At 57.7% G+C, this 24146-nt stretch carries 19 protein-coding genes and 1 tRNA gene; 4 read left to right on the plus strand and 16 right to left on the minus strand.

The annotated features are described in order from the left end of the window. Positions 1-35: 35 nt before the first annotated feature. The 5 genes from CV013_RS01150 to CV013_RS01170 all read right to left on the minus strand — a co-directional run bounded on the left by CV013_RS01150 (position 36) and on the right by CV013_RS01170 (position 8431). Positions 36-2360, minus strand: a complete 2325-nt coding sequence (locus CV013_RS01150; protein ID WP_102153430.1) for a CaiB/BaiF CoA-transferase family protein — start codon at positions 2358-2360, stop codon at positions 36-38. 165 nt (positions 2361-2525) lie between these two features. After that, positions 2526-4847 carry an enoyl-CoA hydratase-related protein gene (locus tag CV013_RS01155; RefSeq protein ID WP_102153557.1) on the minus strand — a complete coding sequence of 774 codons (2322 nt, stop codon included), beginning with the start codon at positions 4845-4847 and terminating at the stop codon, positions 2526-2528. A gap of 369 nt (positions 4848-5216) precedes the next feature. Beyond that, positions 5217-5855: a TetR family transcriptional regulator gene (locus tag CV013_RS01160; protein ID WP_102153431.1), complete on the minus strand. Its 639-nt coding sequence runs from the start codon at positions 5853-5855 to the stop codon at positions 5217-5219. A 172-nt stretch (positions 5856-6027) separates the two neighbouring features. Next, positions 6028-6801 (minus strand): SDR family NAD(P)-dependent oxidoreductase, encoded by a 774-nt coding sequence (locus CV013_RS01165; protein ID WP_102153432.1) that lies wholly within the window; start codon positions 6799-6801, stop codon positions 6028-6030. Positions 6802-7312: 511 nt separating this feature from the next. Further along, positions 7313-8431 carry an NAD(P)-dependent alcohol dehydrogenase gene (locus tag CV013_RS01170; protein WP_102153433.1) on the minus strand — a complete coding sequence of 373 codons (1119 nt, stop codon included), beginning with the start codon at positions 8429-8431 and terminating at the stop codon, positions 7313-7315. A gap of 326 nt (positions 8432-8757) precedes the next feature. On the opposite strand from CV013_RS01170, the gene CV013_RS01175 reads away from it, so the two are divergent. After that, on the plus strand, positions 8758-9837 hold the full coding sequence (locus CV013_RS01175; RefSeq protein WP_102153434.1) for an AraC family transcriptional regulator: 1080 nt from the start codon (positions 8758-8760) through the stop codon (positions 9835-9837). Positions 9838-10008: 171 nt separating this feature from the next. Here CV013_RS01175 and CV013_RS01180 read toward each other — a convergent pair whose 3' ends face one another. The 7 genes from CV013_RS01180 to CV013_RS01210 all read right to left on the minus strand — a co-directional run bounded on the left by CV013_RS01180 (position 10009) and on the right by CV013_RS01210 (position 20163). Beyond that, positions 10009-11562 (minus strand): acyl-CoA synthetase, encoded by a 1554-nt coding sequence (locus CV013_RS01180; protein ID WP_102153435.1) that lies wholly within the window; start codon positions 11560-11562, stop codon positions 10009-10011. Positions 11563-11565: 3 nt separating this feature from the next. Further along, positions 11566-12837 (minus strand): cytochrome P450, encoded by a 1272-nt coding sequence (locus tag CV013_RS01185; RefSeq protein ID WP_102153436.1) that lies wholly within the window; start codon positions 12835-12837, stop codon positions 11566-11568. 73 nt (positions 12838-12910) lie between these two features. Further along, positions 12911-15046, minus strand: coding sequence for a TonB-dependent receptor (locus CV013_RS01190; protein WP_102153437.1), 2136 nt, complete (start codon positions 15044-15046; stop codon positions 12911-12913). A 365-nt stretch (positions 15047-15411) separates the two neighbouring features. After that, on the minus strand, positions 15412-16518 hold the full coding sequence (locus CV013_RS01195; protein ID WP_102153438.1) for an ABC transporter permease: 1107 nt from the start codon (positions 16516-16518) through the stop codon (positions 15412-15414). Further along, positions 16515-17654 carry an ABC transporter permease gene (locus CV013_RS01200; protein ID WP_102153439.1) on the minus strand — a complete coding sequence of 380 codons (1140 nt, stop codon included), beginning with the start codon at positions 17652-17654 and terminating at the stop codon, positions 16515-16517. Before CV013_RS01200 ends, CV013_RS01195 begins: the two co-directional genes overlap by 4 nt. Continuing rightward, positions 17651-18655 carry an HlyD family secretion protein gene (locus CV013_RS01205; protein ID WP_190276554.1) on the minus strand — a complete coding sequence of 335 codons (1005 nt, stop codon included), beginning with the start codon at positions 18653-18655 and terminating at the stop codon, positions 17651-17653. Before CV013_RS01205 ends, CV013_RS01200 begins: the two co-directional genes overlap by 4 nt. Then, positions 18652-20163: a TolC family protein gene (locus CV013_RS01210; protein ID WP_223805356.1), complete on the minus strand. Its 1512-nt coding sequence runs from the start codon at positions 20161-20163 to the stop codon at positions 18652-18654. The genes CV013_RS01205 and CV013_RS01210 overlap by 4 nt, the downstream gene beginning before the upstream one ends. A 128-nt stretch (positions 20164-20291) precedes the next feature. On the opposite strand from CV013_RS01210, the gene CV013_RS01215 reads away from it, so the two are divergent. Next, positions 20292-20924, plus strand: coding sequence for a TetR/AcrR family transcriptional regulator (locus CV013_RS01215; protein ID WP_102153440.1), 633 nt, complete (start codon positions 20292-20294; stop codon positions 20922-20924). A 449-nt stretch (positions 20925-21373) separates the two neighbouring features. On the opposite strand, the gene CV013_RS01220 is transcribed toward CV013_RS01215, so the two are convergent. Next, positions 21374-21447 (minus strand) — tRNA-Gly (locus tag CV013_RS01220). A 309-nt stretch (positions 21448-21756) separates the two neighbouring features. On the opposite strand from CV013_RS01220, the gene CV013_RS15610 reads away from it, so the two are divergent. Then, the gene (locus CV013_RS15610) at positions 21757-22248 is read left to right on the plus strand and encodes a hypothetical protein (protein ID WP_198591816.1); all 492 of its coding nucleotides are present in this window, start codon (positions 21757-21759) and stop codon (positions 22246-22248) included. Between the two features lie 11 nt (positions 22249-22259). Then, positions 22260-22568, plus strand: a complete 309-nt coding sequence (locus CV013_RS01230) for an I78 family peptidase inhibitor (RefSeq protein ID WP_102153442.1) — start codon at positions 22260-22262, stop codon at positions 22566-22568. 3 nt (positions 22569-22571) lie between these two features. On the opposite strand, the gene tatC is transcribed toward CV013_RS01230, so the two are convergent. From tatC to tatA, 3 genes are read right to left on the minus strand one after another with little or no spacing between them, the layout of a single operon-like run. Continuing rightward, the gene (gene tatC / locus CV013_RS01235; RefSeq protein ID WP_102153443.1) at positions 22572-23402 is read right to left on the minus strand and encodes a twin-arginine translocase subunit TatC; all 831 of its coding nucleotides are present in this window, start codon (positions 23400-23402) and stop codon (positions 22572-22574) included. Positions 23403-23409: 7 nt separating this feature from the next. Continuing rightward, positions 23410-23823 carry a Sec-independent protein translocase protein TatB gene (gene tatB / locus CV013_RS01240; RefSeq protein WP_102153444.1) on the minus strand — a complete coding sequence of 138 codons (414 nt, stop codon included), beginning with the start codon at positions 23821-23823 and terminating at the stop codon, positions 23410-23412. Positions 23824-23852: 29 nt separating this feature from the next. After that, positions 23853-24098: a twin-arginine translocase TatA/TatE family subunit gene (gene tatA, locus CV013_RS01245; protein WP_102153445.1), complete on the minus strand. Its 246-nt coding sequence runs from the start codon at positions 24096-24098 to the stop codon at positions 23853-23855. Between the last annotated feature and the right edge of the window lie 48 nt (positions 24099-24146).

The raw sequence follows: 24146 nt of genomic DNA on the forward strand, positions 1-24146 counted from the left end.
GGTTTGCACTTTAATTAATCGTTCGATTAACTCTGTCAAGCGCGACCCTGCTCAGACGGGGCAATGGTGTCCTCGATCGCCTTCCATTCGCGGGGATCAACCCCCTCGATGACGCCTGTTTCTTCCAACCGGGAGATCGTTTCGGCAGGAAGCCCGAGCCATTCGGCGATCACTTCGCTGCTGTGCTCGCCCGCCAGGGGAGCGGGCCGTGTCTCCGCATCGACCGTGGCTCGTCCAGTGACGTGGCGCCGTTCGACGAGGAAGTCCTCGGGCAGATAAGGGTGGCTCTCGGTGCGATAGAAATTGCGGTCGCGGTAATAGGCAAAGTCAGGCAGGTCTGCGAGCCGGAGCATCGGCGCCGCAGCGACCCCGTGCGTCTGCAATGCGGTCGCGGCCTCCAGGGGTGTCCGGCTGGCTAGCCAGGCAGTCAGCGCCGCGTCGATTCCTTCGCGCGCAGCAAGGCGTGCGGCGGGTGTCGTCAGGCCCTCTCCAGCGGAAAAGCCGATAGCCTCGCAAAAACCGCGCCAGCTCTGGTCCCCGTCCACGACCACGACGCACCATTCGTCATCACCGGCGGCAGGATAGACCCCATAGGGATGATCGGATGGAGTACCCGTAGGCAGACCAAGCGACACGCGCGCGACGTCGGCGGCGAAGTGACTCAGCATCACTTCAGACTGCGCTACGCTCGCAGTGCCCCCGCGCCCCGTCCGCAGGCGGCGGATCAGCAGAGCCACCGCCCCCATCGCCCCGACACGCCCGGCAACATGGTCCGGATAGATGGTAACGCTGTCGCAAAAGCCCTCGGGATCGTCGGGATAGCGCCAGGCCAATGCCAGCCCGGTAGCCGCGCGAACGAGCGGACCATAGCCCATGCGCCCGCTCCACGGCCCCGTTGCGCCGAATGCGGAGCTGTCGACCATGACGATCCGCGGGTTGATGGCACTGACCGTCTCGTAATCGAGGCCAAGGCTTTCCATGGTGCCGGGCTTGAAATTGGAAAGAATGACATCGGCCTGAGCAGCCAGTTCCAGAAACAACTTCCGCCCCTCCGGATCGCGCAAATTGATGCCCAGGCTGCGTTTGTTGCGGTGTCCGGCCGCGAAACTGACCGACATGCCATATTTGAGGTAGGACTGGCGGTTACCGTCAGGATAGGCGCGCGATTCCACCTTGAGGACATCGGCTCCCTGATCGCCGAGCAGTCGCCCCTGCTCCGCTCCGACGACGATCACGCCCAGATCGAGGACTTTCAGGCCCTCGAACGGCTGGCCGCTATCGCTTGAACGCTCTGGGGGCCTGAAAGCCTGCGCCTCTCCCTCCGCGCCCAATCCAGTGCGTAAACCGTCGATGCACAGCATTCCATTCGGCACTTTCGCAACACGGCCATCGGGGGTGCCAAGCGACGTAATGGCGTTCCGGTCGCGCACGTGATCGGTGTCGATGCTCTCTTCGAAGGTCAGTATCGCGGATACGGGGACGCCAAACTTCTGCCCTCCCGCCTCGATCTCTTCGCGGGTCATGTCCGCGAAAAAGGCGCCGATGGCAGGCAGCAACTCGGGCGACTTGTACCGCACGATCATCTTGTCGAATTCCGGCGATGCAAACGCCGCAGGTTCGCCCATCCAGCGGAACATCCCGCGCCATTGCCGCTTGGCCAGCAGGCACAGGCGCACATGGCCGTCGGCGCATTTCAGGACGGGGTACTGGAACCCTGCCGCCGGTCGTGCGCGGGCCAGCAGATTGGCAGGCTTTCCCATCGTCGCGCTGCCGTTCACGCCGTAACCGGGGTCGAGCGCCTGCACCGCGCCATCCAGCGCGGAGAAATCAAAATGATCGCCAACGCCGGTCTTCAACGCCCGGTACAGGCCGGTAACCAGAGTATATGCCGCCTGAGAGGCAGCGCACTGATAGGCAAGATCTCCGGGCGGCAGCAAAGGCTCTCGCCCGCGAATTCCCGACCGCGACAATTCCCCGGAAAGCGCATGCAGGACCGGCCCACTACCCTTCCAGTTCGTCATCGCCGTGTTACAGCCAAAATCGCTGACCGTCATCGTCACCAGCTCAGGCCGTTCGCGCTGGAGAGCCGCCAGATCAATCGGCTGATCGCTGTCGGCCACGATGATATGCGCGTTGTCGATCAGCGTCTGGGCCGCGGCGGACATGAGATCGATCCGGTGATGTTGCTTGCCCACGTTAGCGACAAGCGCCTCCACTGCGTCCATCGCACTTCCGGGTTCATCGATCCGGTCAACTCTCGCTCCCAATTCCGCGAGATAGCGTGTGATGGACGCCATAGGCCCTCTCACCAGATCCACGACGGAAATGCCGGAGAGTGGATAGTCCAGGCCATGAGTCATATGCTGATCCTAAATTTAGTCTCTTCGAAGATGCACAAACCTCTGTTTTTCGGCGCAGACTGATCTGGACATGAGCTGATGGCCGTCAGCGTCACCGCGATAATCCCAGCAGCCAGGCCAGAATCTTGGTAAGAATCCTGGGTCGAATCTCATCCACCATACGGCTCAACGCCCCTTCCATTGGGGCTTGCGCTTCTGCGCGAAGGCCAGCGGCCCCTCGCGCACGTCTGACGACCTGAACAATGCCGCCACGGCCGGCGAACGTTTCTGCTCTCCAAGAGCATCCTCCAACGAGGCAACGGCAAGTCCGCGCTGCACCACGTCCTTGGAAGCGCGGATCGACATCGGGCTGCATTCAAGGATAAGGTCCGCCCACCGCCGCGCGCTCGCCATCAGGTCCGCAGCGGGCACCACTTCGTTGACGAAGCCCAGCACCTGCCCTTCGTGTGCGGGAACGTGGCGACCGGTGAGTATCATACCCATCGCCTGCTTGAGCCCGATCTGACGCGGGAGGCGCAACAGCCCTCCTTCAAGCGCGGCTAAGCCGACTTTTGGCTCGGGTAAGGCGAAAACGGCGTTTTCGGATGCGATGATCAGATCGCAGGCGAGAGCAATTTCGAACCCTCCACCCATAGCCACGCCGTTCACTGCGGCAATCACGGGCTTGTCGAGATCATAGCGCGCGGTGAGGCCTGCAAAGCCCTTTACCGGCGATTCAAGCGGCGCGCCTCGGGCCATTGCGATGGAGGTCGCCTTGAGGTCGTTTCCGGCCGAGAACGCCTTGTCGCCCGCGCCAGTCAGGATGGCCACCCATTGTTCCGGGTCGGCAGCAAAGCCATCGAAGATTTCGGCCAGTTCGGCATTGGCCTCCGGCGTCAACGCGTTCATCGCCTCCGGGCGGTTGATCGTGACGATAGTGAGCGGACCATCGCGCTCTACCGCGCAATAGCGATATTCCCGCGCCGCCGTGTCGCCGATCGACCATGACGGCTTGCCGAACGCATCGACGCGCGCATGCCCCTCGGTTCCGATGATCGAGCAGTCGGTCGTCTGAAGAAGGGCGATAGTTTCCGCATCGTCCGCGCGGACACGCGCCATCGTGCGCTTGCCCTCAGGCGTACGCAGAATGACCATACCTTCTATCGGATTTCCGTCACGCCCATAGGTGATCGTGTAGGTTTCGATGGTTGCCGGGCCGACATAGTCTTCGACCAGTTCGGGAACCGCCGCGCGCGCCGCTTCCGCCTTCTCCTGCACCGAATAGTCGAGCGCCAGCGGCTCTTCAGGGGGCATGGCGCTGATGACCAGCGCGTGATGCTTGTTCACGTAACCGCCCTGCCCGTAAAGCAGCCCGACCTGCCCGGAATGCGTCCGCAGCCGCCGCACCATCGCGCACACCGCATGGCTCATATAATTATTGAGCGGCCCGCCGAAAAACGTCAGCCCGCCCGTTACCGTTGGAACCTTGTCGCCTTGCTTCAGCCCAAGAGTGTGCATCGCCATCTTGGGCACAACCGGGAAGCAACTGTAGAGCTCCATCGCGTCGAACCGGTCGACGTCCCCACCGACGAGGTCGAGCGCCCCTTCCAATGCGGCAGCCTGCGCCGTGCTGTGGTCATAGCGATCGCGCAGCAGATAATCGCCCGGCTCCTCAGCCGCAGCTCCACCCCAAATATGAATGAGCTGTTCCTCGGGCACGCCCGCCTCGCGCGCTGCAGCCAGGCTGGTGACGATGATCGCGGCGGACTGGTTCACACCCGGATTCGCCACCATCAATTTCGGATAGGGCCAGTTTATCAACCTGTTATCAGCCCCGACATCAGCGATAGCCTCCGCGTCGGGTGCACTGCGAATCCAGGCAGAGGGGTTATCGGCGGCAACGCGGGCATAGTCCGCCCATAGCTCCGCCGAAAGACGTTGCGCCTCCGCAGGCACGATGCCCCACGCATGCTGCGTCGCCATCTCGTAGAACGGATAAATTTGTGCAGGATCGAGCACCCGCAGCTTTTTCGCCACCGGACTGGCGGGGTAGCGCGATGAGGGGAATTTCACGGTATTTTCAGGGGATGCCAGAGGCGTCCAGTTTAATTGTGTCTTGGTCTTTCTGGCCTGATTGCGCGCATGGCTCGCCTCCCCGCCAACGATTGCGGCAGTCTGCAGTTCGCCCCGCGCGATGCGTACCGCCGCCTCGTGGATCAACCTGACTGGAGTTTCGCCGCCCATGCTGGCGTTGACCTGGCGGGTCGGCGCAATGCCCAGCCTTTCGCATAACAGCCCAACCGGATCTTCATAGCGCCAGCTTATCAGGCCGATGAGGTCGATCGATTCGATCTTCTGCAACCATCCGCCTCTGCCATCCACCTCGGCAGACCGAAGCGCCTCTTCCATCAGCGCGACTGGCTCCAATGCGTCATCAGGGGCAGCGGGACGATCGATCTTTTCACCGATAGCGACGATGACGGGAATATGCTCCGGTCCGCGAGTCATTTTCATCCAATCCCTGTCCGTTCGCGCTGGCACTATCCCTGCCCGCACGCCGCGGCAATACTAATCGTTCGATTAGTTGAATTCTGTACTCATACGATCATTTGCGCGAGATAATTTGACGGTAAATGACATCCCTCTAATCCCCATGCCCCGTTATGGAGGCCCTGAGATCACTCAAGCAGAGGGAATCGCGTTTCCATTACGCTAATTCGCCGTCATCATCGGTTGCGGAATGCCCAAATTATAATGGATAAAAATCAGCCGGTTGAGCGATTTGATAACAGCACAATTGCGAGCCAGCCCATAAGGCAGAATGCCGGAAGTAATACTCAGATCAGCAAGAAGCGACCCACTGAACTTGAAGCATGTTTAGGTTTTCAGGATGCCACCAAAGACCATATCGAGTAAGGTTCTTGTATACTCCCGCCGGACTGCATCATCGATAGCGTCCACACCAAATGCGAGCTTCATGATGTGCCGGCCAAAGAACAGATGGTCACATGCCCCCAGTATGATGAAGTAAAACATCATGGGATCAACCGGCTTGAATTCGCCCGCTTTGGCCCCCTGTTCAAGAAGGACGCGCTGTGCCTCTACAAGAGGCTTAGAGATTTTCTCCGCGACGACCTTGCTTGTTTCGGGATCCGTGGACAGATGATGGATCAACTGGTTTATAAAGGGATACCGGAAATATATGGTGATGATCGCCTGAATATGGAGCTTTAGCTTTTCTGTCGCACTGACATCCATCACTACAAGTTCATTCATGCGAATAAGGCTACGCCCAATCACATCTTCGGCAAGAGCTAGCATCATACCTTGCTTATCGCCGAAATAATATTTGACCATTGCTGAATTCAAACCAGAATGGCGCGCGATATCGCTAAGAGAAATATCGACAGTGCTGCGTTCCGTCATAAGCTCGCCTGCCGCCTTCAGCAGAATTTCACGAGACGAGAGCTTCGGCTCTTTTGCCGCAGACACACTATTTCCGACTTTCGAAGCCATGTAGAAAGCGCCCCCAGATCTAATTGGCCAATTGAGTACAATGCGCCTCGCGAGGCGTTGGCCAAATGTCAAGCTTGTTGCATCAGGGCACCGTCGTCATCGTTCAAAGTTGGTAACGACGTCTGCGACCTCGCTTGCCTGTCTTTACGTGCACCGGAAACGTCGATCGTCCCTACAACGATTGACCATCGTCGATCGTGAAAATCGAACCAGTTACCTGTGCACTCGCGTCGGAACACAGATACAGAATGGCGGGATCAAGCACGTCAATATCCATGATCCGCTTGCGTACAAAACCATCGATCAGCGATTGCCCCTTTTTATCGTCAAGATACTCTTCGTTGAGTTCCGTGCGAATATAGCCGGGGCATACGATATTGACGTTGATGCCTTTGTTTGCCCAATCGTGAGCCATGGTGCGCCCCATCTGAACCACGCCAGCTTTCGTCGAACTGTAAGAGACCTGACCGCCGTCAATAAAACTGGCAGTGATCGAGGACATCAACACGATCCGGCCGTGATGCCGCTCTGCAGAACCAGCTTTGATCATTCGCCGAGCCGCTTCTCGTGCGGTTAAGAACACGCCGCGCAGATTGACGGCAACAACCTGGTCGAATTGCTCCATTGGCATGCCCAGAGCGCTGCCGCCAATCGCCACTCCAGCGTTGGCGACGACGCTATCGACGGAGCCAAACACCGCTTCTACTGCATCGAACGCTGCTATGGTCGAAGCTTCATCGGTAACATCCATCGCCACTGCCAGCGCTTCGCCGCCGGCGGCCTCGATCTCCGCTTTCACATCGTCCAGCATGGCCGTTCGTCTGGCCGCGAGTGCGACCTTTGCCCCGCTTTCCCCGCAGCGCCGCGCCAAATGCTTGCCGATTCCTGACGATGCACCCGTAATCATCACCACACGGTTTGAAAGGTCGAAACTGTAGCCAGCCATAATCGATCAATTCCCCTTTAACCCACCTTTGCTCTTACGAAGAAATGCACAGATTCGATCTGCTGCATCAGCGGCGCGCCTCGCAAGCGGCCGCGTCCTGCAATCCTGTGCAATGCTTTGCCCACTCCGCATCGACCGCATACCCCCGCAATGGCGAGACTGCGTGACGCCATAAGCACTGGACGGCCGCCCCTCCCTCTCAAGCTCGAGATATCCGATTGCCATTCTGTTCAACCTCTCAACGGCAATCAGGAGTGCGGTGCAAATACCATTTAAACGATTAATTGCAAACTTTGATAATGGGATTTTGCAGACCACGGTACGGTCGCACCTGACAGTTACAGTTCTCGACAGAGAGTCTACCAGCCGAGGAGGTTCGCAAATATCACCCGTCATCGCAGCTCCGCAGAAAAACCGCTGCCCGCCAACACAAGTGTCGACGCTTTATCCGCGAGCAATCGATACCACTCCAGCCCGCACTGTGAGAACATCCGCAGTTTCAGCCTGAAACTCACGCGCCCGGTATAAGAACAGCCTTGATACAGCGACCTTCATGCTGATCGCGTATTGCGTCTTCGATTTTCGATAGCGGATACGTCTTGATCATACGATCGAACGGTAGCCTCCCCGCGCGATGGTGAGCCATCAATTCGGGAATGAAAACCGAAGGATCGCTATCTCCCTCGATGATACCCATCACGCGATGTCCGGACGCGGTCATCTTATTCACCTCTGCCGGCAGCGTGGTCCCTGATTTGGCCACCCCGACCATCCCAAGGAGGCCGCGCGGCGCAAGCGACGCAATCAGAGCAACAAGCGTATCGGTCCGCCCCGTTGTGTCGAACGCGAAATTTGCGCCCGTCGGCAAGATATCTCTTATACAGGACGCCAAGTCAGTCTCTTGGATTGGATTAATGACATGAGTCGCGCCGAATTCCAGAGCAAGCTGGCGGCGCTCAGCATGTGGTTCGATGACGACGATTTGCGCGCATTTCCGGATTGCCGCCCCCATCACCGCGCTTAGCCCGACAGCGCCACCACCGGCGATCACCAGGCTTGAACCTGCCGTACACGCCATCGAACGCATGACAGCCCCGGCGCCAGTCTGCACACCGCACCCCAAGGGCCCCATCAGTTCCAGCGGCAAGTCATCGGGAACCTTGACCAGATTCCTGGCGTAAGTGAGGGCGTGGGTTGCAAACGATGACTGGCCGAAGAAATTGGAGTGCACATCGCAGTCTCCGCTCCGCAGCGCCATAGACCCATCCGGGCGACACCCTGCAAAATTAAGCTGCGGCATAAGCTGGCAGTACGAAGGATAGCCATCTTCACACTGCGCGCACACACCACAGGATCGAAAGCTGATCGCAACACGATCCCCTGCCCTGAACTCTGAAATCCCATCTCCGACCGCTTCGACAATGCCGGAGCCTTCGTGGCCGAATACCGCAGGTCCGGTGTGGCCGAATACGCCATGTTGAGCGACGATATCGGTATGACAGAGGCCTACTCCCGCAATTCGCACCAAGACTTCGTCGTTGCGCGGCTCCTCCAATTGCAGCTTGTGCATCTCGAAAGGCTTCCCTGGCCCAGGCACAACTGCCGCCTCGATAATTTTCGCACCGGTCATTTACAGAGTTCCTGCAGATAGGGCGCACGTTGGCCCTGGCCTCTCCCAAGCGCAGCGGCGCATTTGCCGTCGGCGCACTATACAACATCTAGCACCATATTCACCGCCGACCGGCAATGACTGCCAAACGCAAAAATCTGACTTGAAGTTACACTCGGCTCTGTAGATACTGTGTCAGACTATCGCTAAGCACGGCAGCTTGCACATAAGCGGGGCGCTGAAAGGCGTATTGATCTGGAGGAATTCACTCGAAACTCCAAATGAATACGATAAATAATTACCTCGCTTTCAGGAATTGCATATTATCAAAATAATGTATGACATAAATGAATGATCTTACCACACCAGATTACGCAATAGGCGATCACGACGATCGATTTGATCCTCAGCCTGATCCACTATTGCGAGTGCCGGTTGATTATCCACGATATGCTATCAGCCGTGCACCAGACTTTGACGTAGATCCCAATCGCATTTTGCAGATAGCGGGGATTGATCCGGAATTATTAAAAGACGACGCCTCAACTTTCACGCCCCAGCAATTCTCTCGTGTGATGTTGACGGCTATCATGGTCATGCGCGACGAAATGCAAGGACACGGCCCTTCGCGCGTACCACCTGGCACCTGGTATATAATGTGCCATTCTATCATTCATTGCGATAACTTGGGCGATGCCCTGCGGCGCTTCTGCAAATTCTTCTCTTTGTTCGAAAATGGCATCCATCCCCGCCTCACTCTGGACGGAGAGAGCGTCAGCCTGTCATTCTACATGCCAGCTTCGAAGCCAGACTATAAACCGGAATTCTACGCGCTGGAGGCGCTGATATTTCCTATTCACAGGCTGATAAACTGGCTCATATCCGAATATATCCCTTTAAATACATTATCATACTCCCTTCCCGCCCCGACGTACCATCATCGGCTCAGGGAATATTTCCTCACAACACTTTTGCAGTTTGATGCGCCCGTCACCAGTTTGACATTTGATCGCCGTTTTCTTCAGCGTGGAATTCAGCAGAACAAATCGGATCTCAATCGTTTTCTGCGGACTGGGTATCTGGAGCTGTTCACGGCACGCTATGCGCCGGTAGGCTGGTCATCGCGCTTGAAAGCAGTGATCGGAAGCAACCTCGCCGAAGTACCCGCTTTCGAGGAAGTTGCGGCACGTTTTGCAATTCATCCACAAACTCTCCGACGCCGCTTAGCTGAGGAAAACACCACGTTTCGCCAATTGAAAGTCGATGTCAGGCGCGAAGCTGCCATGCTGCTCCTGCGATCCACATCGCTCAGCATCGAAGATATTGCAGCCAGGATCGGATTTTCACAAGCAAGCGCCTTCACGCGAGCATTCAAGGAATGGGCCGGCAGCCCACCCTATACCTTCCGCGCCAATCACTACGGCTAGCTCAGGATCTATTACTGGCACCGTTGAGGTTTGAAGCAAAGTGGCTCAACGCAAGGGTAAAGGGCGCTGGAATATGTTAATATTTCAAAGCCTTCTGATGCCGCAATGGGCCATTTTGGTCAAATTCCTGCGGGACGTCCAAATGGGTCCTGAGCCTAGAGTCGCGGAAGCCTACTTGCCAGGAACGATCTCACGCATGAGATCGGCATTCTCCCCACGATAGGCATCCTGCAATAAGCGCTTCATCAGCTTACCGGTCGGCAGGCGAGGAAGTTCGTACATGAAGTCGATGCGTTTGGGGGACTTTACGCGACTGAGATTACTCCGAAGATAGGTATGCAACTCCTCGGCAAACCCCTGGTTGGCGGCACCGCGATCGCTTGGCTGAATAACTGCAACAACCTTCTCTCCCAAATCGGGGTCTGGTGCGCCAAAAACCGCCGCATCTGCCACTCCGGCGTGGGTCAGCAATAGATTTTCGATTTCCTGAGGATAGACATTAACCCCGCCGGAAATGATCATAAAGCTTTTCCGGTCGGTCAAATACAGGAAGCCTTCCTCGTCAAGCCACCCGATATCGCCCATTGTCGTCCAGCCTCGGGCGTTATGCGCCGCGACGGTCTTTTCAGGGTCGTTATGATATTCGAAAGAGGGGCCGTTCGCGAAATAGACCGCCCCTTCGGTTCGAGGTGGCACTTCCTCTCCGTGTTCATCGCAAATATGCACTTCGCAACCAAATGCGCGTCCGACCGTCCCCTTGTGCGTCAGCCATTCCTCCGGCGACGCAACAGTAATGCCATTGCTCTCGCTGCCTGCATAATACTCATGAATGATCGGCCCCCACCAGGCCATCATCTGTTCCTTCACCTGTACCGGACACGGTGCCGCCGCGTGAATGGCCGCGCGGAGAGATGACAGATCATAACGTTCACGAACATGCTCCGGCAGTGTGAGCATCCTCACAAAATGGGTCGGTACGAACTGCGCGTGCGTAACACGTTGCGCCTCGATAAGGCGCAGCGCTTCCTCAGCGTCGAACTTTTCCATAACGATAACAGTCCCGCCCAGCGCCTGAACCGTCATGGCCCATCGCAGAGGTGCCGCATGATAGAGCGGTGCCGGTGACAGGTAGATCGTCTCTTCGTCCATTCCATAACGCACATTGGCGTGCGTCATCATCCGCGTCGGCTCTTCGACCTGCCCTTCGGGCAATGGGAGCTTGATCCCCTTGGGTCGCCCCGTGGTGCCGGAAGAATAGAGCATCACACTGCCCGGGGATCGATCTGCGACGGGCGTGTCAGGCATGGCATCACGCGCTTGTGCATATTCACCGATGTCAGAATCCGCATCCACAGCAAACAGTGCCACGTCCACCAGCTGCTCTGCTGCTTTTTGCGCTACATCGGTGAGCGATGCGGAGTGGAACAACATGCGCGCACCGCAGTCGGTGAGAATATATGCCACCTCGTCAGCGACGAGGCGGGCAGAAATTGGCACGGCATAGACACCCGCACGCTGACATCCCCACATTATCTCGAAATAAGCGGAAACATTTTCCAGCATCAATGCAACCGTATCGCCCCGCGTGACACCGTGGCTGCGTAACAGTTGTGCAACACGATTGGCGCGCGACTCCAGCTTCCCAAAGCTCATCCGGTATCCCGAACCAGCCATGATGAATGCTGGCTTTTCGGGATTGTTCAACGCGTGGATGCTTGGATGCATGGATCAGGCTGCAACGCTGAAACGCAGAGGAAAACGCTTGAGGCCGCCGACGAAATTCGACGCCAGCCACTGCGGCTCGCCGTCTAGTTCGAAGCCATCCACGCGTGACAACAATTCCTCGAAGAAAATCCGAATTTCCATTTTCGCAAGGTGCTGACCCAGGCACACATGCGGACCGTATCCAAACGAGATATGCTTGTTAGGAGAGCGCGTTATGTCAAAGCGGAACGGATCTTCGAACACATCTTCATCGCGATTGGCCGACGGGTAGCACATCATCAGGCTGTCGCCGGCACGTATACGCTTGCCGCGCAGCTCATAATCCTCAGTTGCTGTGCGGAAGAAATGCGTGACCGGCGTCACCCATCTGAGCATTTCTTCGATAGCAGCGGGCAACCGCTCCGGCTCCGCCTTAAGCAGCGCGAGTTGGTCGGGATTTTCGACAAGTGCCAACATGCCGCCCGCCGTAGTTGAACTGGTGGTATCATGCCCCGCAGTTGCCACCAGAATATAATAGGATAGCGCTTCCAGATCGCCGATCGGCTCACCGTCTATTTCCGCCTGAGCAATGACAGTGGCCACGTCGTCAGTCGGGTTTTTCCGGCGATCTTCCGTCAAGACCCGGAAGTAATCGAAAAACGTGTTTACGGTTGCGATAATGTCCGCATTCTTCTCGGTCTTGATATCCGGATCGTCGGGTCCGAAAATCTGCTGCGTCAACTGGAGCATCTTGGGTTCGTCCTCGGCGGGCACCCCCAAAATTCGCATGATTACGCGCAGCGGATACCAACTCGCTACGTCGCGGATGAAGTCACATTGCCCGTCCATCGCCACCATGCGATCGACATAGACCTTTGCAAGCTGCCTCAGGTCCGCTTCCAAAGCCTGCAAACGCGAGGGCATGAACCAGGACTGCGTCAGACGCCGCAGTTTGCTATGCTCCACCCCGTCGAGATTGGTGAGGTTGCGCATAAGGAACGGGCGGCCGCCGGTGACTTTCTTGATCTGCTCGTCAACCGCAATGCTGCGTAGCAATATCCGCGGCGCATTGATGAAGACGTCCTTCGTCCGCTCGACTTCCTGAATATCTGCATGCTTGGTCACAGCCCAGAAGGGGGCGAATCCGTCGGGCTCCACGAAAGCGACCGGGTCTGTCTGGCGCAAGTGCGTGAACAACCGGTCGTAAGCACCACGTTCGGTATATGTGGAAGTTGCGGTAATCGCGTTACCTATTTCCCGGGCCGTGCGTGGAAGCGCTTCGTTCTGGGCGAGCATCGTTCAGTCCTTCGCTCAAGTTGGTCTCAAACAGCGATAGCGGCATGGCCAAAGCCACGCCGCTATCCGATCATCAAAAGCGGAATTGCAACTCCGCACCATAAGTCGCAGGCTGCCCGTACAGTTGAGCGATACTCACTGCATTGGCCAGTACGCTGGAAAGGTAGGTCTGGTCGGTGATGTTCCGCCCATATACCGCGATGGTCCACGCCTCGCTCGGCGCAGTCCAGGCCGCCCTCAAGTCGACCAGCGCATATCCATTTTGCTTGGTGTCCTCGAAGAAATCGAAGTAAATCTTCGACTGGTACGTCACGCTCCCCGACAGCTCCAGATTGCCGTCTGCCAACGGAGTATCGTAGGTCAGCATCGCGTTGCCGCTGAATTTAGGGGTACGCTGCATCACATTGCCCGACGCATCGCCAGCACTGACCACTACCCCGGTTGTAGGCCCATATGTATAGCGGGTAGCCTTTTCGAAATTGCGGTACTGGCCGTCCACATAGGCTGCCCCAAGGTCAATGCGGAAATGATCGTTCAAAGCGCCGGATGCATGCGCCTCGAAACCATAAATTCGCGCATTGGCCGCGTTGAGAACCCGAGTTGCCGTTCCCACGAAGGATGCAACCTGAAGATCCTTGTAATCGTAATAGAAGCCAGCCGTTTCGAAGTTCCATGAACCGGATGCAGTTTTGAAGCCAAGCTCATATGCGGTGATGTTCTCTGGCTTGACTACGTTTTTGTCCTGGCCATTGGCGTTGAACACCGCTGCCTTGTTGCCCTGACTGACTGAGAAATAAACATTGGTACGGGGCGCGAATTCATAGCGAAGTACGCCACGCGGCTTGAAAGCGTCCCGCTCGTCAGTGGCACCGTCCTCCGTGAAGCTGGGAGCCGTGCCAAACGCTTCGCGGATATAGTCATGCGAATAGCGTCCACCGATAGTCAGGTAGAGATTGGGCAGCACCGGATAAGTCGCGTCAGCGAAAAACGCCAGGGAGTGGGTATAAACGCGCGAGAAGAACGTCGGAATCAGTCCGCTACCCCCGGTAGCGATGGCAAAATTGGGATTGTCGGATTTGTTATAGAAATAGTTTGCGCCGACAACCCATTGTAGTTTGCTCGACGGATCGGAATTCAGATTGAATTCCTGAGTGAAAACATCGTCGTTCTGATTCCAGAAAGCAGCAAGCACCGGCGCCGACGAAGCGTCGATATCATAGTTTTCACGGGCCCGATCCCGACGCCAGCCAGTCAACGATGTCAACGAAACTCCGCCCAGATCAAACTCACTCTTCAACCCGAGAAACTGCGAATGTACGCGGTTTACTCCGGGCACATCGTTGGAAATTTCACCGCGTCGGGTGGCGATGATGGTGTCAGGGAAAAGAACACCGGTCGTCTCTCCTTGATACGCCGACATCGAATAGGCCGACGGATCGTCGATCTCTTCCACTTTACCGATAAGGGTGAACTTCGTCGTGTCGGTCGGCGTGAAAACCAACTTCGCGCGCGCTGTGAAACGGTCGGACTTGCTGTCCTTGTTCCCCGTCACCAGGTTCGTGACGAACCCATCGTCATGTCGATAGTTCATGCCAAGGCTGGCGGTAAGGTTATCGCTCAACCCACCGGATACGAGCAATCCCGCACGCGCCTGGTTGAACCTGCCATAGCTGAAGTTCCCCTTGAGGCTAAAGTCCTGGCTAGGTTCCTCTGTCGTGATGACAATCGCGCCGCCCGTGGCATTCCGACCGAACAGAGTGCCTTGCGGCCCCTTGAGCACCTGGATGGAGGTCACATCCATCAGGTCGCTGTTGTTCGAAATCGGGTTCGCCTGATAGAAACCGTCAATATAGGTTGCGACGTTCGGACTGAGGCCAGGCCCGGCCAGGGCACTGCCCACACCGCGGATAGTCGGCTGGGAATAAGGCCCGGAGTTATCGAAACGTACTGCGGGCACCAGCTTGGTGATACCCGTTATGTTCGCGACACCGGCAGTCTCCAACGCCTTACCGCTCACAACGTTGATACTGATGGGAACATCTTGAAGCGATTCACTACGCTTCTGTGCTGTTACAACGATTTCTTGTGACGGTTTATCCTGGCTCGCAGTATCGGGTGTAGCCTGAGCCCAGCAAACGGTTGGCAATGTCAACGCCGTCACCGCTGTAAGCGAACGAACATACCTTCGCACTATTTCATCCTCCCTCAAAATCCGCCGCTATTGATCGACGTTTTGCTGCGGCCTTTGATTGCTCATGTAAGCAATTTCTCTCTGTCAAACCGCTGAGCACGGGATAAATCAGCTAATTTCTGATGCAAGTTATATCGTTCAAATGTACGATTAAATTCATAAAATGTACTGTAGATTACTTCCGATTCAGACAAAAATCACGGAAGGGGCGGGAGATCTGGCGTGCATCGGTGATCCGCGACGCGAATCTGTATGCAAACAGCGGGTCAATTGCCGCCTCGATGGCGGGCACATCAATGATCGGTCCGGACACGGGCGGGACCGACCGTTCAGATTTTCTCCTCAACCGTAGAAAACGCCTCGCCAGACCGAGGCAGAACGGATCAACCGGAAGCAGGAGTGCGAGATACGATCCGTTTGCCCGCGAGAATCACGAATACCGCAGCCAGGGCCAGCAGTATCCCGGCCGCACCTCTGACCTCATAGAGCGAAGCTCCCATCTGGTTGAGCGGAACAAAGGTATGCAAGCCCGCCGTCGACGGTATCAACCAAGCAATGGCGGCGACGAAGCGCGGCATCTGATCGAGCGGCCAGGCGGCGCCGGTCAGAAAGAAGAACGGCACCGATGCAGGCGCCAAGATGGCCATTGCTCGCTCGAACCGATCGAAAAAGCTGCCAACTCCCAGGCCCAGAGCGGCAACGCAGACTACGAACAAAGGCGTGATGGCGATCATCCCGCCAATATTTCCGCCCACCGGAACCCCCTGAACCCAGAACATCAATCCAAATAGAAACAGACAGGTCAAGGCGCCCGCCGAACTGAAGGCTGTTAGCACCCCCAAATACTCTCTGAGCCCCATCCGCCAGTTTCGCTCGCGGCGTCGTCCTGCCATGTAGCTAGCGGCACCCAGCAGTAACGTCTGCTGGATGATGACGACAGCAACTGCCGGAAATACATAGTTTTTATAACCACCCGTCCGGTTAAACAGCGGCTCGCTAACGATCGCGATCGGAGGGCCGACGCGCGTCACCTGGCCAACCGGCGGCAGATGCTCCTCAATCAGATTTTGTATGACGGCGGTAACCGCATCGCGGATCGCGCTCGCACGAACAAGGTAGGTGGCATTCACCCAGATACCGACCCCCGATCCGGGAGAGCCCGTGCGTAGCTGTCGCTCAAGCCCGTCCGAAATCAGGATCACGCCATCTGCCTCACCTGCGTTCATGGTGGCTCGAGCAGCCAGCATATTCGCCTCGACAGACACCACACGTATCGCGCGCGTTGCATCGAGTTCGCGCACCATGGCGCGGCTCAGCGCGCTATCGTCCTGATCAACGACGACAAGTGGCAGCTCCTGCGACGTTTGCTGCGCGTAAGGCGCAGGATAATAGAAGGAGTATAGCAACACTGCGAGTAAGGTTGTCGCGAGCAGTTCCCGCGATCTGAAGATAGCCCGCCACGTCGCCAGAAATGCTTCACCAATGGTCATAAGCGGCGCGCCACTACAGCGATGAGCGCTACCGCACCGCCGCCAGCTATGACGAGATAGGCGGCAAGTGCTGTCGTCGGTATGATAGCGCCTGCCATCGTGATGGTCCGGTCAGTCACCTGCCCCATCTGAAGATCAAGGTAGTGAGGCAATGGCAGCACATTGCTCCAGACGCGAGCGAAGATGCTGCCACCATTAAGCGGAAGCGTTGCACCGGAATAGGCGAGTGCCGAACCCGCATAAACGATACTGGCCGATAACGTCGCTGCGGTAACGCGCGTGATGGCGATCAGGAGCGCGGAAATCGCCGCTGTTGCCGCGTATAGTAGCACCTGAGCAAAGGCAACGAGGGCTATGCTTCCTTCAAATCGCCAACCGCACGCCAAAGTCAGCCACAGCATCCAGGCGACGCCCCACAGGCTGACGACTGTGACATAGGGCAACATCTTGCCCGCCAGAGCCGACGCGATCCCGCCGGTGGATCGAGCCCAAACGCCCAGTGATCCGTCGCGAAGCTCCCGCCCCAAAGCCATCGCGGTCGCGCACGCGGCAACCAGATGCAGCACCGATGGATAAATCAGCAGCCCGAGGAACCACTCATAGCTGCCCGATGCGTTGCCCACGGCAGTCGCCTCTACCGCCAGCCTGCGAGTGCGTGAGGACAACAAGGTGTGGTTCGCTAGCTCGTCGGCAAGAATCTGAACTGCGGCCGTCTGCATAGCGGCTTCCGCGGCGCTTGAAATCTGGCGACCAGTCGACAGGAAGCTGGCGTTGTAGAGGATGCGGACCACTGGCTCGCGATCGCGGGCGAGCCCCTCGCCGAGCCCGGGCGGCAGATGGACGAGAGCCATTGCCTCGCCGCTTCGCATCGCGCGCACGGCGTCGATCTCGCTTGGGTAGGAGCCTTCGATCCGGATCATCGGTGAAGCATCCAGCGCACGGATCATCGTCCGGCTCGCACTGGTGCCATCGCTGTCGACGATTGCCAGCGGAAGCTTGTGCATCGTCCCTTGCCACAACATTCCGGCCATCAGCGCTAGCAGGATGCCGGGTACGACGAACAGTCCAATCAAATCCCACCGATCGTGGCGCAGGTGACGCAGTTCAAGCGTCAGCGCCCGCCCGAACGCACTCATTGCGGCCAGTCGAAAAGAACACTCATCCCCGGACGAAGCCTGGCAATCCGTTTTACCGGTCGCAGCCGGACCTCGAACGTGCGGACGTCGTACCCCGATGCCTCGCGTGTCGCCCGCCACGTCGCGAAATCGCCGCGCGGTGAGATGAAATAAACCCGAAAGTCAGCATCGCGATCAAGCGCGGAAATGTGGCCGCGAACAACCTTACCCATCGAAAGGCTGCGATATTGATCCTCGCGCAGATTGAGCGAGACCCAGGGATGGTCGATGTCAATCACCTGGTAGGCGGGGATGACCGGGCTGACGACTTCACCGGGCTGAACGAGCTTGCGCGCAACCTCTCCTGCAATGGGCGAAACAAGGCGGGTTTCACGTTCCATTGCATTGGCAGTCTGCGCGCCTGCTTGTGCGATCCGGACCTGCGCGTTGGCGGCGGCCTTACTTTGGCGACGGGCCCCCGCCAGAGCTTTCTGATATTGCTGGCGCGCAGCCTCAGCAGTGCGTGCGCTGCTATCGCGTGCCGCCGCAGCCTCATCGCGGCGCTGTGCCGCAACGACGCCCTCAGCATAAAGACTGTCGGTACGGCGGCTTGTCACAGCCGCCAGATCGGCGGCTGCCTGGGCCGCCTGCCAGGCGGATCGTAACGTCGCGATATCCTCTTCCCGTGGGCCCTCTTCCGTCGCGGACGCGATCGCGCGCGCCGCATCCAGCGCCCCCTGAGCTTGCGCCTGAGCGCCGGCGATCTCCGGGCTCGATAGCGTGGCGAGCACAGCCCCCGCCTCCACCCGCTCACCTTCTTCGGCCATCAGACGTTCGACCCGCGCCAATGCCTTGGTCGCGACATTCACTTCTTCGGCGTCCACCATTCCCTGAAGCTGCTGGGAAGCTGGTCTGCTTGCAAGCCAAAGACCGACTATCACCACGGCGAGAACAATAGCGATGCCTGCGATTACGATGATGCGTTTACGGCGCGATGCCGGTGCAGCCGAAACGTCGTTCACTTGTATTCCTCCAAGCGTCGGTCGGCTTGCGCCAGAAAAGTGCTGAAGTCGCCGACCCGGTGACTGGCGGCGAGCAGGCCCGCCAGCGCCAGATCATACTCGTAAGCCGCGGCGATCCTCTGCGTCTTCGTTGTCGCCAGGACAGCTTCGGCATCGACCAGTGCAGATGATGGCGCCTCGCCTGCCGCAAAGGACAGTCGCTGCACACGCAGGTTCTCGTGTGCAGCAGCGAGATTGCTGTCGAGCAGCAGGAAGGATCGCCTTGCGGTTTCGACAAGGTTCCAGGCGCGAACGATCTGTCCAGTGACATCCTTGCGAGCCTGGGCGGCAGTGTCGGCCGCGGCAAGCTCGCGCTCCTGAGCCGCTTCGAGCGTTTTGCGCCGGTCGAAATTGGACATCAGTGTAAAGCGCAAAGTGACGCCCGCAATCCAGTCCGGATCGACCGGCAACGCGTTGTCGCGATTGGCGTTGTAACTGCCGAAGGCGAACGCCTGCGGCCGGTAGCGGGATTTCGCCAGGTCGACGCCGGCGCTGGCGATACCATAGGCCGCATCACTGCCGCGAACCATGGGTGTGGAATCGACGCTGGCGAGAAAAGTTTCAACAGGCGGAAGCGGTGTGGACCTGACGAACAGCGGTGTAACAGCAGAAATGTCGCCGGGGTGGTCGAGCAATCGTGCCAGCGCATCGGTCGCGGAGGCTTCCTCGAGCCGGGCACGCTCGTACGCCCGCTGCGCCGCATCATGTGCCACCTGTACCTGCAGCACCCGAGCGCGCGGAATAAACCCATTTTGTTCGAGCTTGATCGCATCGGACAGGTGGCGATCGAAACTCTGCAGCGTCTCGCGCGTCGAGCGGGTTAACTGCACGGCCACCTGTTGACCGAAATAAGTGCGAATGAGATTGACCCGCGACAGATCTCGCCCGCCAGCCTGCTTGGCGCGAGCAGCGCCGACCGCGGCATCTGCGCCATCCTGAATTGCGCCGATCGCACCGCCGGTGTAGATCGGCATTGCTGCTGTGAGCGTTGGGCGAAACACAGTATCGCGCGTCTGGAATTGGAACGTGTCGGGAATCTTGCCGAAAATCCCCGGCAGAGCCGCGCCAATGCGCTGAGTCACCTCCCCAACGATCTGCTGGAGACCTGACGGAAACTGGCCGGGCAATTCGGTCAGGAATTCGGTCGCGGCATTCTCGGCATTGCCGCGCGCGCCGCTAAGGTCGACCCCCAGCGTCTTCTGATATGTAATGAAACTGGCCGAAGCAGTCACTGTCGGCCGCCGCAGAGTGCGGGTCGCATCGGCGATCAGCTCGCTCGCGCGTACCGAGTGATCCCCTGCGGCCAGGTCAGGCGATGTCGCATCAAGCCGCGAAAGTGCGGCATTGAAGGTTATCTCCTGCGGGTTCTCTTGCGGGGCAGACATGTCCTGCGCCTTTGCGCCCAGAGGCAAAGCCGCAATCAGAAGAATCGCAGCGTCGAGCCAGTGCTTAACGCCAGATCGGTTCACGGAACGAGACACTGCTCTCCAACGCCGAAAGCGCAAATGGGAGGGTGGGTAAACTTACAATCCTCGTACATCACCCAAAGCCATCAGCATCATTGACAATAGGGCGTTCCTATCTCCTATTGCAATCAATGACAATAGCGTTCGATTCGACGCGCCGACGACGCCGCCAGCCGGATGAGGTCCGGACCGAAGCGATCGCAGCGGCCCGCCAACTGCTCGTTGCAGGTGGTCCGGATGCGGTCACCTTGCAAAGTGTGGCAGCGGCGCTGAACATGGCGCATGGCAACATCGCCCATCATTTCGGATCGGCGGCTAACCTCCAGGCCGCGCTCGCCGATACACTGATTGCCGACATGCTAACCGCCGTGCGCGAAGGGACGAACAGGTTGCGCGCCGGTGTCATCACCGAAGGCGACCTGGTCGATCTGGTATTCGATAGATTCGAAAGCCAGGGCATCGGTCGGCTAATTGGCTGGCTTGCCGCACAAGGCAACGATCAGCTGGAAACGATGTATGAGCGTCTCGGCAAAGTGCCTGCCGAACTCAGCGAGACTACGGCCGCAGGGAGCCTCCTTACACCTGAGGCACTGCCAAAAGTCATTGCGATTATCGTGATGGCCGGACTGAGCGCATCGCTGATCGGGCGGGGAATGTTGTCTGCGCTGGACTTGCCTGCGAATTTCTCGCGGGAGCGCGCAACCGAGTACCTGATATGCTGGCGACATTCGGACGGCACCGCGGATCATCCAATCGAGAGCTGACCTATTCAAGGTTCGGCACGGTCTCATCTTGCCCATCATGCGGCGCTGAATTGTTACCGAGCAGAGGGCCGAGCGTCGCGATCACATTCAAACGATTTTAGTCCCAAAGAGATGGCACCTGCGCTTCAGCAGCATACTCCCGGACCAGCTACTTCGCAGCGCGGAAGAAAGAACCACGGACTGTTTAAGAAGGAGATGAACTTGGCCCCTCGGAAACCTGCCATGTTGGCGTGAGCCGACACGCGCCAGACGGCAGCAGTCGCCAATGCCGATTCCATCTGGAGGCGAAATAGTCGGAGCGCGTTTCACAAGAATGCGTGTGTAGTTGTCGGAAAAGGCCCCAAAATTTGGGGAGACTAACCGGGCAAATGCAGGACTACGCGTAGCCCGAAACCATCGTGTTTACGAGGCCTTAGCGGCATTTTCGGGATATTTTGAGAAGGCGGCGGTGGAGCGGGTGAAGGGAATCGAACCCTCGTCGTCAGCTTGGGAAGCTGCTGCTCTACCATTGAGCTACACCCGCACAGCTTGCGAAATCGGTTGGCGCTCTTTCCACACCCCCGTCGCAACGCGGGCGCCGCTTTCTACGATATGCTGTGATTGGTCAATACGAGTTCGATGGCATCATGCGATCTTTTCGACGCCGACGTTGCTTACGCTCCTGCGAATGCTAAGAGCGCATTGGGCTGACATTGGCAGAATTTGTACTTTCTACCTCTGCAGACAAATATCGCATGAACGGGCGCAAAGAAACCACCATAAGTATGGCTGGTAGGAAAGGTCTGCCTATTAGGGCATTAATGGCTCAATCGATCACAATACCGAGAGCTCCATGCGCTATTTGCCAACTATCACGATCCTGTTGCTAACCCTCGCGGCCTGTGGTCGAAGCGAACCGAACCAAGGCAATACCGGCAACGAAAAGAGCCCTACAGGCAGCTTGTCCGGTTCGTCTGCTACGCCCACCCCCTCGGCAAGCCTCCCTCACTCCCAGCAAGGGATCCCCGAACAAGGAATTCCCGTCTCGATGCGTGGTCGCTGGGGGCTGGTGCCTGCCGATTGCAAAAAGGGGCGAAGCGATGCCAAAGGGCTCATGATCGTTTCGCCGACCACGATTACATTTTATGAATCCGTCGGACAGATTTCAGATATCAATTCATCATCAGACGACAAACTTGACGCGCAGTTTGCATTCTCGGGTGAAGGTATGAACTGGAACCGGGACGTTACATTTCAGCTTCGCGATGGCGGAGAAACTCTGCTCCGCACCGACGCTGACGAATCCGCCAGCAGCCGATTCACATATAAACGCTGTTCAAATTAGGGAGATCGATCATGCTGAAGTTGGCCGGGATTTGCAGTGGTGCTGCCTCTGCGATGCTGCTGGGCGGCTGCGCGACGACCTACACAACGGATGACACCACCCCTGCTGCAACCGCCGAAAGGTGCGATGCCAGCAGTGTGCAATCGAACGTGGGCGCAAAGGCGACTGCTAAACTCGCTGCGCGTTTAATCGAGCAGACCGGTTCACGCACGCTGCGATGGCTGCCCCCGCGGACAGCCATGACAATGGATTACCAGCAGGATCGGCTCAACATCGGGTATGACGACAACTACGTTATCGAACGGATCATGTGCGGCTGATCGTCACTCGGAAGCGGTCGGGCTGGCGCTATCCGCTTCTGCCTCTGTTGCACCAGCCGCCTGCCGCGCCTGTTCTTTCGCTGCTTTCTTTTCGCCGCGCCACATCAGCAGCAATGAGATTTCGAACAGGCCGAGCAAAGGAATGCCAAGCATCAATTGGCTGATGATATCTGGCGGAGTAATGACCGCAGCGACAATTGCGATGCCGACGATGACATAACGCCGCGCTTTCGACAGTTGCTGGCGCGTGACAATACCTGCCCGATTGAGCAACATAAGCAAGACCGGCAACAGAAAACTCGCCCCGAAGGCAAAGATGAATTGCATCACCAGGCTGAGGTAGTCACCCATCGCGGGAAGAGCTTCCTGCTTCAGTCCGCCACTCATTCCTTGAAAGCCGAGAAACCAGCGGAACGCCATCGGCATGACCACGAAATAGGCGAGGCTTGCCCCCATCGTGAACAGGATCGGAGTCGCAATCAGGAACGGCAGAAATGCCTTCTTTTCCTTCGCATACAAACCCGGCGCGACGAAAGCCCACATCTGGTTGGCGATAATTGGGAAGGCGAGGAAAAACGCCGCGAACAGCGCTACTTTGATTTCAGTAAAAAACGCTTCGTAGAGCTTGGTATAGACCAGCCTGCCTTGTCCTGCTGGGAACGCCTCCGTCAGCGGTCGAACGAGGAAGCCAAAGATATCGTCGGCAAAGTAAAAACAGATGGCGAAAGCCACCAGCAACGCAGCAATCGACCGCAAAAGCCGGGTGCGCAACTCGACCAGATGATCGAGCAGCGGGCTCTGTGTGTCATCGATATCGCTGATTTTGAAGGCCATCGTGCAATCAGCCCAGCGGCAATTCGGGCTCGTTACCCGATTTCTTTTCCGGCAACAGGTTTTCCGGCTTGTCGGATGCTGTCGGTTTGGGTTTACCTTCTGCGGCGCTGGCCAGATTTTCCGGCCCAAGCTCTTCCGCCTTCTGGTCGGGCAGCGATGTCATCTCATGCTCACCAAGATCGGCATTGGGGTGTTCGGCCATGATGCGGGCATTCTGTTCAGCCCATTTCTTTTCCATTTCTTCCATCTCTGCTTCGCGGATCATCGCATCCACTCCAGCACGAAAATGGTTGGAAACACGGCGCATCTGCCCGATCCACCGACCCGCTGTACGCAGAGCGGCTGGCAGTTCCCTGGGACCGATGACGACCACCGCCACGATCACAATCAACAATATCTCGGACCAGCCGATATCGAACATAATGGGCGACCTGCCCTTTTATCGCAGTCTCAGGAGTCGGATTTTTCTGCGGGCTTGGGATCGGCGGCGGCTTGCGATGCAGGTTTTGCTTCGTGTTGCGGCCCCTCCAGCTTGTGCGTTTCGCCCTTTCCGCCTTTTTCACCCTCGCTCATACCCTGCTTGAAGCTGTTGATACCTTTACCGAAATCCCCCATCATTTCGGAAATGCGCCCGCGCCCGAACAGCACGAGAATAACGAGAGCGATAATTACGAGTTGCCAGACACCGACTTGCATGGGTCAATTCTTCCGTTTGAGGATTTGTGAGGGCGATATAGGCGGTTT

The sequence above is a fragment of the Tsuneonella flava genome (assembly GCF_002870965.1).
GTDB classification, from domain to species: Bacteria; Pseudomonadota; Alphaproteobacteria; order Sphingomonadales; family Sphingomonadaceae; genus Tsuneonella; species Tsuneonella flava.